A 12,242-nucleotide genomic window follows, 5' to 3' on the forward strand; every position below is an offset into this window, starting at 1 on the left:
CTAAATTCCTGTGCTCCTAACGGTTTTATTCACACAGATTCTGGGCGTGGTTTTCTGCACCCTAAATTTATTGGCAGCCAATTTTAACCCCTTGAAAAAATTAAATTTAGTCGTGTTTGGGTTCGAATTTAAGATTTACTCGAAGCGACACATTTAGGTAAATGATTATGACTACATCACGCGTACATATTACTCCACACATGCACTGGGATCGTGAATGGTATTTCACAACAGAAGAGTCTCGTATTCTTCTCGTGAACAACATGGAAGAAATCATGAACCGTCTGGAGAGCGATCCAGAATACAAATACTACGTTCTAGATGGTCAAACCGCAGTTCTAGAAGATTACTTCGCGATCAAACCAGAGAACACAGAACGCGTAAAAGCATTGGTTGAAGCGGGCAAGCTAATTATTGGCCCTTGGTATTCTCAAACCGACACAATGCAAGTTTCTGGCGAGTCGATTGTACGTAACATGATGTATGGCATTCGTGACTGTATGAAATTTGGCGATGCAATGAAGATTGGTTACCTACCAGATTCATTCAGCATGAGCTCACAGCTACCAATGATCTACAACGGCTTCGATATCACGCGCGCAATGTTCTGGCGTGGTTGTTCAGAGCGTCACGGTACCAACAAAACAGAATTCTTATGGCAATCAAACGACGGCAGTGAAGTAACGGCACAAGTACTTCCGCTGGGTTACGCGATTGGTAAATACCTTCCACAAGATGAAGAAGGCCTGCGTGCTCGTCTAGATAAGTACTTCCCAGTGTTAGAGAAACCATCGGTAACCAAAGACATCCTGTTACCGAACGGTCACGACCAAATGCCAATTCAAAAAGACATCTTTGAAGTAATGGACAAGCTTCGCGAAATCTACCCAGATCGCGAGTTTTCAATGAGCCGTTACGAAGAAGTGTTCGAGAAAGTAGAAGCGGCACGCGACCAACTCGACACAATCAAAGGCGAGTTCAACGACGGTAAATACATGCGTGTTCACCGCACGATTTCGTCAACACGTATGGACATCAAACTGATCCATGCGGAAATCGAAAACAAGATTGTAAACATCTTAGAACCACTAGCGTCTATCGCTTGGACATTAGGCTTTGAATACCACCACGGTTTGATTGAGAAAATGTGGAAAGAGAGCATGAAGAACCACGCTCATGACTCGATTGGTTGTTGTTGTTCAGACAAGGTTCACGCTGAAATCTTAAATCGTTATATCCTTGCGGACGACATGGCGACAAACCTGATTCATTTCTACAAGCGTAAGATTGTCGACCATATGCCGGATCGCGAAGGTTGCGACAAACTGGCGATGTTTAACCTTTCTCCGTACGAGCGTGAAGAAGTGGTAAACACAACCATCACTATCCGTGCTCAAGAATTTTCTATCTTTGATGAAAACGAAAACCCAGTTGAGTACTTCATCCAAGACAAGCGCCAAATCGACCCAGGTAAAGTAGACCGTCAAATCGTTCACTACGGTAACTATGACCCGTTTATGGAGTTTGATATTCAAATCAAACGCACTGTGCCAGCTATGGGCTTCACCACGTTACACATCCAAGGTAACGAGAAGGGTGCAGTAAAAGTTGCAGAACAAAAAGACTACTTGCTAGAGAACGAATACTACCGAATCAATGTAAACGACAACGGTACTCTGACCATTTTCGATAAAGAGACTGAGCAAGTATTCGATCAAGTCCTTCGTTTAGAAGACGGTTCTGATGACGGCGATGAGTACGATTACTCTCCATCTCGTCAAGAGTGGTTACTGTACTCAGACGAATTCCCAATCGAAACATCGATTGATCACCAAGGTTTCCAATCGGTAGCGAACATCGCTTTCCGAATGAACGTGCCTGCAAACCTTGCAGAACGTGAAGAACGCACGGGTCAAAATGGGTTCATTGAAGCGCAATGCCAAGTGGTATTGAAGCAGGGTTCTCGCCGTATCGAAGTACGCATGGAGCTAGACAACCAAGCCGACGACCACCGCGTACGTGTTTTAGTACCAACGCCATTCGTTTCTGAAACTGTGGTCGCAGATAACCAGTTCGGTTGTATTACTCGACCAACCAATGACCCAGCAATGGCGGTTTGGGAAGAAGAGAAGTGGAAAGAAGCACCGGTTCCGGTTTACCAACTGATGAACTTCGCTGCATTAGAAAACGGTAAAGCGGGCATGGCGATCATGTCGAATGGTCTACGTGAATTTGAAGTGATTGCATCTCAAGGTGACGACAACCGAGATACCTTCGCACTGACACTATTCCGTGGTATCGGTGTGTTGGGTAAAGAGGAGCTATTGCTTCGTCCGGGTCGTCCATCAGGCATCAAGATCCCGACGCCAGATTCACAAGTGCGCGGCAAATTAGTGTGTGAATTCACACTGTGTGGCTTCTCTGGTAACCATATTGACGCGAACATCATGGCGCAAGCACGTGACAATGTCACTCCAGTCGAATGCTACAACAAGATCCCTTATAACGCGATGAAGCTGAATGTGGGCGAGCAAAACCTACCAATGAGCTTCAGCTTACTATCGAAGCAACAAGCAGGTGCGGTACTAAGCGTACTCAAGAAAGCGGAAGACGTAGATGCGTTGATCATGCGTGTTTACAACCCGGCAGAAACAGGCTCAGTGTCGGATTCAATCTCCTTCACTCAACCGGTTTCAAGCTGGAAAGAGACAAGTATGGATGAGCGAGTACGCGAAGGTGATGTAGCAACAGAAACCTTCGGCCAACTGGCATCTTGCCAAGCGAAAACATTCCAAATCAAATTCTAATTTCAATCACCCGCTCACCTTGGTGGGCGGGAATGGTGAACGACAATGAAAATTGTAATTGCCCCTGATTCATTTAAAGAATCACTCGACGCTCATCAAGTTGCGTCTTGTATTGAGCGTGGGTTTGCTGACGTTTTCCCTCATGCAGAGTTTGTGAAAATGCCACTCGCTGATGGCGGAGAAGGCACAGTAGACGTGTTACTAGAGGCGCTCAATGGTAAGAAACAACGGCTGCAAACGACAGATCCAATCGGTCGCGAATGTACGGCTTATTGGGCTTCGTTAGAACAGACAGTTAATGGAAAAAAGGTAAAAACTGCCTTGGTGGAATTTGCCCAAGCATCGGGTTTAGATCGATTAACCGTAGAAGAAAGATCACCTCTCACAGCATCATCTTACGGCACTGGGTTGCTGATTAGAGATGCGCTAGATAAAGGTACAGAGCAAATCATTATTGGCTTGGGCGGTAGTGCCACCAATGACGCAGGTGCCGGCATCTTACAAGCGTTGGGAGGCAAGTTATTAGACAAGCAAGGCAACGAGCTATCTGGTGGCGGCGCCGAATTAAGCCGGTTAGCACGCATCGATCTTAATGGACTGCACCCGAGATGCAAAGAAGTGACGTTCGTGGTCGCGTGTGATGTGAATAATCCATTATGTGGCGAAAGCGGAGCCAGTGCCGTGTTTGGTCCGCAAAAAGGCGCATCAAAAGCTCAAGTTGAACAGCTTGATACTGCGATCGGACACTTTGCCGATATCGCTCAAGCACATGCGGGTACTAATCATCGCGACACAGCTGGATTTGGTGCTGCTGGTGGTACACCTCTGGGGTTAAGTCTTGCATTCAATATCCAAATTAAAGCGGGTATTGAGATGGTATTAGATGCTTTGGATGCAGATAAGGTTCTTGAAGGCGCTTCACTGGTCGTGACTGGAGAGGGGCAGATGGACAACCAAACCCTGCAAGGTAAAACACCTTACGGCATCGCTCAGCGAGCTCAAAAGCTGAATATTCCAACCATTGGAATAGCGGGCTCTTTGGGGCAAGACGTTGAAAAGCTTTACGGTTCAATGTCTAGCTTATTTGGAACCGTACGTTCACCTCAGTCTCTAGACCAAGTTTTATCAGAAGCGAATCAAAACCTGACTCGTACTGCCCGTAATATCGCCGCCACGCTCAAGCTTGGTAGCCAGATTTTTAATGAGAAGTAATTATGTCTCTATTTAAACTCGACAACGTTATTCAAAACTACGCATGGGGAAGCAAAGACTCCATTAACCAATTGTTTGGTATTGTGAACCCAAACCAGGAACCTCAAGCAGAAATTTGGATGGGTGCTCATCCAAATGGTTGTTCAAAGGTAGGCGATACCGGTGAATCGCTTTCTCACATGATTGATGAAAACAAAACCGATGTCTTAGGCGGATACACGGCAGCACGTTTCGGTGAATTGCCTTTCTTGTTTAAGGTGTTGGCTGCTGAAACACCGTTATCGATTCAGGTTCACCCGAACAAGCGAAAATCAGAATTAGGTTTTGAGCGTGAGAATGCACTTGGTATCCCTTTGAATGCGTCTAATCGCAACTACAAAGATCCAAACCATAAACCTGAGTTGGTTTATGCGTTGACCTTCTACAAAGCGATGAATGGCTTTCGTCCAATCGACGACATTATTGCCTTGTTCGAAGAAGCGGATATTCCTTCGTTAGCGATTGAACTTAATGTGCTTAAAGCCAATGCCGACAGTGATTCTCTAAAGTCTTTCTTTAGCGCAATTATGTCTCTTGAAGGTGACCGCAAAGCGTCTGCGCTTAATGAGCTTTATGCTGCACATGCGCGACCAGCCAAAACGGTCATGGGACGTGAAGCTTTGCAATACAGCATTGAATTCAAACAGCATTATCCGGGTGATATTGGTTTGTTTGCACCATTGATGCTCAACACGGTTGAACTAGCACCGGGTGAAGCAATGTTCCTGTTCGCAGAAACCCCACATGCTTATGTTCAGGGCACAGGCTTGGAGATCATGGCAAACTCAGACAATGTGCTGCGTGCCGGTCTCACACCCAAATATATCGATGTCCCTGAGCTTATCGACAACACGATCTTTGAGCCGATTAAGCCAGAAGATATTCGTCTTAAGCCTGTATTGAAAGAGGGCAAGATGAGCTATCCGATTCCGGTGGATGACTTTGGCTTTGATATCTTGTCTGCGACTGATGAGAGCAAGTCACAGTATTTACGTAGCGCGGAGATCTTGTTCTGTGTGGAAGGAGAGGCGATCGTCACTTCAGAAGGACGGTCAGTTTCGCTTAAGCCCGGAGAATCAGTCTTTGTAAGTAGTAATTCAAGTGTTTACCAATATCAAGGGAATGGCATTTTGGCTCGTGCTTTTAACTAGTGCCCCCGTGCTAGCGACAGCAAAAGAAATGTCAGAGTGCCATTGTAAAGTGGTACTCAATATTGGATTGATGGTTGTTATACCAATCACAGTAAGTAAGTGATTAGAAATAGCGCAGGAAAAAGACTTGAGAACAAGGCTGCTCGTTTCGACAAGAAGTTTCGATAAGTAGTTATTCTACAATCAAAAATTCTAACGCAGTTATCGAGTTTTTGAACCAGCTAGGCTGGCAGTTATTTACTACGATTGGTATTATCTATCTGTCTTTGACAGTCATGATGATTGACCATACCCGCTACTCTGGCGGGCTTTTTCGTTTCACAAGTGAGATCGATAAAGCGTAACGCGATAGAAAAACGAAGCCCTGCTTTAAGAGCAGGGCTTGTTACTGAGTTAGTAATAAACTGCTAGTCAGGCGATGTGTGTCATTCGATTGATAACAAAGGATTCTGTACAACCTTCAGTTGCCTTAACGTAGTCTGCGATATGTTGGCTTGCTAGGTGCTTTTGTAGAAGTGCTTCTGATTCCCAATTCTCGTGAAACACAAATTGAGCCGGGTTACTGTTGTCTTGATGGAGGTCGTAGTTGATACAGCCTTCTTCGGATCGGGTTTTATCGATGAGCTTAATCATCTCTGATTTTACAAACTCGATCTTCTCTTCTTTACAGACGATTGTCGCAATAATGGTTAGCTTAGTCATTGTGAATTCCTAGGGCAATAAATCTCTTTGTCCGAATAATATAAGTATCGATAAATCAAAGAAAAAGATACGTTCTATCCAATGACTATGGCCATTTTAGTCCATAATTCCTTTTTTAATCGCGAGATGATTAGTGAATTACGCTCATAAAAAAGCCCGACACTAAGCCGGGCATCTTAAAAAGTGAATGAATTAGTTACTGAAATCAGCCTTTACCCAGATCATTCGGTGATCAGAGGATACGTCCTTGCCGTTACCATAATCACCAATTCGTGAGTCATTGAATAGCTTGCGTCCTTCTTCATAAGAAGCGGCCCAGTAAACACCAGAATCAACGATGTTAAGTGTTGCTGAAGGCAGTGCGTAATCTACAGCAAGTCCAAATGTTGAAGTGATACGGTTCGGCTGTGGATGAGACGATGATTTATCTACCGCATGTTCAGCGGCACCATAACTTGTTGGGTACAAGCTGCCATTGGTGACATCTTGGTTAACTAATGCATCATTGTGCAAGTCTTGCATTACAGAACTAATACCGTCGCCATCAACAGGATCTAGGTTTTGATCACCCATCATGACAAAGTGTTGACCTTGCTCCAGACCGCCAGTTTTTCCAGAGTCATCATAGATGTACGATTTGTTTTGGATATATTGGTGCCAGAAGTCGACTTCTGCTGCGTTTTGCTCGATGTTCTTACCTACGTCAAAAGCCGGCGGAGTAGGGTGTGACATCAGTAAGTGAACGGTTTCTGTACCATCTTTAGTAGGGATTAGGATTGGTGCATCAACGTGGTTCTTTGAAGATAAACGAACTTCTTCCCACTCTTCAGCTGAGTACCATTCATCGCCGCAGCTCATGCCTGCAGGGATCGTATTTGACCCATCACAAACAGTGATTGTTGGAATAGTGGCACCTTCAAGATCTTTCCATTTAAATTCTTGGAATGTACGTGTGTTCGCAGTGTCTATCTCATATTTAGACATCAGAGCAAACGCGTATTGACCATGGTAGAAACCGAAGCCCCATGCATCTCCTGGCAATGTTCCAGGAGTACCATCGTTATCTAAATCAAAACCAAATTCGTTTAATAAACCTGTGTTGGTCGAGTAGCTTTCAAAATATGGGTATGAAATTGGCTCTAGGTTCGCGTCGCCACCAGCACCGTCTAGGCTTTGCGCAACCGAAAGGTAGTTTTTCTGGAAGCCTTCTAGTGCTGATTTGTCCGTTCCAGTACCGTCATTGTTAAATTCGGCCATCATCAGAACATCAGGACGATTCTTTTGAATCACAGCTGCTACGTTACGGATTTGAATCACTTTTGCCGCCGTCTCTTTGTCAGCCGCACTAATTGTGTTGTTGAGATAGTCAGATACAAGTACTGCTTGAGCGCTTGGTTCAATCTGCATTTCCGTTACAAGATCTTGGAAGGTGGCACGATCAAAAGACAGGTTATAAGTAGCGATCTTTACTTCTTCAGGTTGAACGTAATCGGTATCGCTGCTGCAACCAATCAAAAGCGCAGAAGAGATGGCGAAAGCGATAGATGTTTTTAACAATTTCATAAAGTGTGTCCGCTAATTGCTGAAAGAATTTTGGGACGCGTATGGTATGAGACGAGGATTAACCTGTAAGTGATGGTGGTCACGACAAAGGGCTTCGTAATACATGCTATTGCATCAAAAATGTGACAAATGGAACCGGTATTTGTAATTTGAAGAAAAGCTTTAAATTCAGGTGTTTAATTAGACCTTTAAAATAAAAAAGCCCTCATGCTTTGCACGAGGGCCTTCGAATAAGAACCAAACAGTATTGTTATTGGTGTGTTAAGTATACTGCTTTATTTTAAGCGTATTGCTCGACCGTCATCGCCCAATTTTTCTTTTGCTGTTCGAAGTTCATCTTGATTTGCTGATAACGGACCTTAAGCACTGAATGTTCGTACTTTTTCACAACGTCTTCGCGCTTGCTTTCTAGTAGCTGCTTTTTGACTTCGTAATATTCATTCATATTGGATACAAGAGAGTCAAATTCCGCCTGCAGTTTCTCCGCGATTTGAATGTTATCCGCACGATGCATGATCTTCTGCTGCGTGCGTTTTAATAGCATTGCCGCTTCGGCTTTTTCAATGCGTGCTTGCGGTGTTTTCTTAAGTTTACTCGCCAGCCCCATCAACGAAGCACTCTTAATCAGCCATTTCGTTGGATCATATTGCCACCAGTAAATGCCGTTACGGTAGTCGTTCTCAAAGATATGGTGGAAGTTGTGGTAGCCTTCGCCAAAAGTAAGTACGGCAAGCACACCATTATCGCGTGCTGTGTTCTTGTCGGTAAAAGGTTGGCTGCCCCAGATGTGCGCAAGAGAGTTAATGAAGAATGTGGTGTGGTGGTTAAGTACCAAACGAACCGCACCTACGATTAACAGCATGCCAATCACATCGCCATAGATCAGGCCCAATGCGATAGGCACACCAAAGTTCATGATGAGCGCAAGAAGAATGTAGTGTTTGTGCTGCCACATTACGATCTTGTCTTTCTTCAAGTCGCGACAGTTCTCGTGATCTTTATAGATAGACGTGTTGTAGTTGCGAATCATCCAACCGATGTGTGAGTACCAAAAGCCACGCTTTGCTGAGTAAGGGTCTTTGTCGTTGTTATCGACATGCTTGTGATGAACACGGTGGTCTGAAGACCAATGAAGAGCACTGTTTTGTAAGGCAAAGGCACCGCCCAAAGCAAATAGGAATCTGAGGCTCGAATGCGCTTCAAAGGCTTTGTGTGACCATAAGCGGTGATAGCCAGTCGTGATTGAAAGGTTACAGAAGCTAAAACAGATCGCTAGCCATACCCAATGTTCCATTCCATAGCCAAAAAAGTAGCCGTAAACGGGAGCCGCAACAACAGCAAGCAGCATACTAAACGAGAATACAAAGATATTGAGCCAGATTAACGGTGGCTTTTTTGTTGATGGTTTGTCGGCACTATTCATTAGCAATTTTCCATTGAGCTTACATCTGTGCGCTAGAATATCAGCGTACACGTGTAAGTCAATATTGAAAGTGTAAACGTGTATTAGTATGTTTTACTTAAATATTGTATAAAGGTAGTGTGAAATGTAGTAGCAAGTCATAAATGGAAGTACTAAGGGCTAATAAATGGAAATTAAGGTAGCTGAATATAAAGATTATGAGCGGATTGCCCAATTACACGCGGATAGCTGGAAGCTATATTACCGTGGCATTCTTGCTGATGATTACCTAGAACATGAGGTTTTGGAGGACAGGTCTGTTATTTGGCAGACACGTTTGATTAATCCTCCTTTTAATCAACATGTTCTATTACTCGAGGAAGGCGGTTTACTGGTTGGTTTTGTCTGCGCATTTGGCAATCATAACTTTGAACGCGGGACGTTCATCGATGCATTGCATGTAGACAGTAACTACCGAGGCCGTGGCTTAGGCAAGCGTTTGTTGTCTGAACTGTCTCAACGATTACAACAATACTATTCTGATTCAGGGCTTTACCTAGAGGTGATGTCTGAAAATCATCAAGCTATTGCGTTTTATGAAGCGATTGGTGGAAAACAAGAATTGGAGCAGGTGTGGAACGCGCCATGCGGAAGTCAAGTTAACGAGAAAGTCATCTCTTGGGCTTCTCCCGTTGACCTCGAGCAGAGAACCAAAAGCGCTGCGTTTTCGTAATTGTCACGCTCTGATGCTTTGTTCGTCATGACGCAATTTTGCGACTGAGAATACAATTGATGCCCCAAGCATGCATATGTTTGGGGCTTTTTCGTTTCGCTTGCAATAGAAAAGGGCGTCGGTAAGAAGTTAATTAGACCAAGATGTACGGTTTCGGCCGTTTTTCTTTGAAATATAGAGTGCTTGATCGGCGTCATCGATGAGTTGCTCTACCGAGCCTAGTGCTTGAGGTGAATGTTTAACACCAATTGAAATTGTGACTTCTAAACGAAGGCGAGAGGGACACTCTAGCAGCGAATCTACGAGTGATTGAATTGAATCTTCAGTCCCGTTTTGTACCAAAATCAGAAACTCTTCTCCTCCATATCGAAAACAGTTACTGCCCAGTGGTAGTTTTTTCTGAATTTCGATGGCCAACTCTTTAATGACCAGATCGCCCATCTGGTGCCCGTAGGTATCATTAATGGTTTTGAAATGGTCAATGTCGATCATAATCGATGTGATGGATAAGTCGCGATCAATGCTCGGTTCGATCACTTGGTGTAAGTAGAGTCGATTATAGCAGCCGGTGAGCGCGTCTTTATAGGAAAGCGCTTCAAACATATTCGACTGTTTACGTAATTGTATCGCTTGTTTTCGAAGTTGCTCCGATTGTGCGAAGCGTTTGTGAACTTCTAAGTCGCGTCTAATACAGGCCGCTGAAATCAAAATATAAGCAGACACATAAATAGAAATGGTTTCGACTTCATGAGCAGGTTCTGCAGCATACAGCAAAGGAGATAATCCGATTAGGTAGGCGGCAAAAATAAATGAAAGTGTTGTGATGCTGTATTTGGCCGATAATCTAGAAAACGTACCTATGTAGATCATCACGAGGACGATACCACCTTGGTAATCGAAATTCCCTAGGTCAATCGCGAGCCGCCCAACGTAGACTAGAAACAGCGAGCTAATGACAAGAAAGGTGCTTTCAACGAACTCTAAAACGTTAGGCCTGTGCTTGATGCAATACCGAGCAACAACCATCATCATCAAGAACAGTACGATGCGAAAGGCAATTGGTGTAATACACTCTGTACCGAAGTGAATATAGTCCGTGACAATAAAAGCACAGAATATTGAGATCGGGATGTAGATGAAATTTATGTACGGCAGATAAATTTCATTGTCGAAATAGGTTTTAAATCGTTGATTTTTGAACCCGATGTAAGAGCGCATTGAGAAACTAGCCGAAATTGATACACAATAATTTGCGTAGTATGTCACAGTCTTGATGATTGTAAACGAGCATTTCTATAGATTTGTCAGTATGTTAGCTAGATCAACAAAGGAGGGGCACGATATTCACGTCCTACATGAAATAGAACGTGAATATGTTTAGAGGGATATATGAGAGTGATTAATCGCTATTAACGCTTGTTCTTCAAGTAACGCTTACGACGCTCTTCTTTTTTCTTAGCTTGTTGCTCGGCTTTTAGTGCTGCGGCTTCTTCAACTTCGATCAGCTCTTTTGTGATCATTTCTGGTAGTTCTAGAGTTACCTTACCCAAAGTCCCGTTACGAAGCTCGTGAAGTAAGATTTCAGAACACTTATGAAGGTCGATATGACCACCAGCACGAAGTGCTCCACGCTTACGACCGATCGCTTCCATCAACTCGATGTCAGACTCTGGCAGTTCTTTAATTTGGTAACGCTCTTGCAGTAGGTGAGGGTACTGCTTCGCAAGATACTCCACGGTGTAGAATGCTACTTCATCGTACTCCATCGCTGTATCTTTTACTGCGCCTGTAGCCGCTAGGCGGAAACCACTGTGCGGGTTTTCTACTTTAGGCCAAAGAATTCCTGGGGTATCAGAAAGGATCACGCCATTTTGTAGGTTTATACGCTGTTGACGACGAGTTACTGCAGGTTGGTTACCTGTCACTGCGATTGTGCGTCCTGCTAGGCAGTTGATGATGGTTGATTTACCCACATTAGGGATACCCATGATCATAGTACGAATGTTCTTACCAATCTCTTCACGGTGTGGTGCGAGCTTACGAACCAGCTCCATGATGTGATTTACTTCTTCTTTAACGCTGGTGGTAATTGCAATAGCTTTTACACCTTGCTCTTTCTCGAAATGCTCGATCCAACGTTCAGTTAACTCTGGGTCGGCAAGGTCACGTTTGTTCAGCACTTTTACACAAGGCTTATCGCCGCGCAGTGAGGAGATCATAGGGTTTTCACTACTGAACGGGATACGCGCATCCAGTACTTCGATGATCACATCAACCTGTGGGATAACTTCTTCGATTTCTTTGCGGGCTTTATGCATGTGACCCGGAAACCATTGAATAGACATAGAGATAAACCTTGATAAATATAGTTGCTGCACATTGTAAGGGTTCAATAGGGCGTGTAAAGCCATATCTATAAAGGGACGATAAAGATCGGTCTTTAATGGACCTCTAACATGATTTTAGCTGAAGTTTAGGGAGCATAAAGAAGGACTAAGGTGAGTAGTTGAGAGCATTTTAACCAATGACTTGTTAGCTATAGCTTTTTTGCGTTGGGGTTATTTTACTTTTAATCACTTATCTTTACATGTGAACACATAAATATATTTTTACCCTGTCTCTTATACACATCT

The 12,242-nt window shown here is 43.9% G+C and carries 9 protein-coding genes; 4 read left to right on the forward strand and 5 right to left on the reverse strand.

From position 1 onward, the window contains the following. Window positions 1-167: 167 nt before the first annotated feature. The 3 genes from mngB to manA are packed head-to-tail and all read left to right on the forward strand — an operon-like array spanning window position 168 to window position 5,209. Window positions 168-2,807 carry a mannosylglycerate hydrolase gene (gene mngB / locus F0232_RS02465; protein ID WP_105058249.1) on the forward strand — a complete coding sequence of 880 codons (2,640 nt, stop codon included), beginning with the start codon at window positions 168-170 and terminating at the stop codon, window positions 2,805-2,807. A 45-nt stretch (window positions 2,808-2,852) separates the two neighbouring features. Next, on the forward strand, window positions 2,853-4,019 hold the full coding sequence (locus F0232_RS02470; protein WP_105058248.1) for a glycerate kinase: 1,167 nt from the start codon (window positions 2,853-2,855) through the stop codon (window positions 4,017-4,019). 2 nt (window positions 4,020-4,021) lie between these two features. Then, window positions 4,022-5,209, forward strand: a complete 1,188-nt coding sequence (manA, locus tag F0232_RS02475) for a mannose-6-phosphate isomerase, class I (protein WP_105058247.1) — start codon at window positions 4,022-4,024, stop codon at window positions 5,207-5,209. 411 nt (window positions 5,210-5,620) lie between these two features. Here manA and F0232_RS02480 read toward each other — a convergent pair whose 3' ends face one another. From F0232_RS02480 to F0232_RS02490, 3 genes are all read right to left on the reverse strand, one after another. Beyond that, window positions 5,621-5,911, reverse strand: coding sequence for a putative quinol monooxygenase (locus tag F0232_RS02480; protein ID WP_061030869.1), 291 nt, complete (start codon window positions 5,909-5,911; stop codon window positions 5,621-5,623). 192 nt (window positions 5,912-6,103) lie between these two features. Beyond that, window positions 6,104-7,474 (reverse strand): endonuclease/exonuclease/phosphatase family protein, encoded by a 1,371-nt coding sequence (locus F0232_RS02485; RefSeq protein ID WP_105058246.1) that lies wholly within the window; start codon window positions 7,472-7,474, stop codon window positions 6,104-6,106. Between the two features lie 280 nt (window positions 7,475-7,754). Beyond that, on the reverse strand, window positions 7,755-8,897 hold the full coding sequence (locus tag F0232_RS02490) for a fatty acid desaturase (RefSeq protein WP_105058245.1): 1,143 nt from the start codon (window positions 8,895-8,897) through the stop codon (window positions 7,755-7,757). Window positions 8,898-9,063: 166 nt separating this feature from the next. Between F0232_RS02490 and F0232_RS02495 the strand changes: the two genes are divergently transcribed. Continuing rightward, window positions 9,064-9,609, forward strand: a complete 546-nt coding sequence (locus F0232_RS02495; RefSeq protein ID WP_061030872.1) for an N-acetyltransferase — start codon at window positions 9,064-9,066, stop codon at window positions 9,607-9,609. Window positions 9,610-9,738: 129 nt separating this feature from the next. Here F0232_RS02495 and F0232_RS02500 read toward each other — a convergent pair whose 3' ends face one another. Together F0232_RS02500 and ylqF are read right to left on the reverse strand one after the other, a co-directional pair. Beyond that, on the reverse strand, window positions 9,739-10,764 hold the full coding sequence (locus F0232_RS02500; RefSeq protein ID WP_105058843.1) for a GGDEF domain-containing protein: 1,026 nt from the start codon (window positions 10,762-10,764) through the stop codon (window positions 9,739-9,741). Window positions 10,765-11,018: 254 nt separating this feature from the next. Further along, window positions 11,019-11,954, reverse strand: coding sequence for a ribosome biogenesis GTPase YlqF (ylqF, locus tag F0232_RS02505; RefSeq protein ID WP_061030873.1), 936 nt, complete (start codon window positions 11,952-11,954; stop codon window positions 11,019-11,021). Window positions 11,955-12,242: the final 288 nt, after the last annotated feature.

This window comes from Vibrio sp. T3Y01 (genome assembly GCF_013114525.1).
Lineage (GTDB): Bacteria > Pseudomonadota > Gammaproteobacteria > Enterobacterales > Vibrionaceae > Vibrio > Vibrio chagasii_B.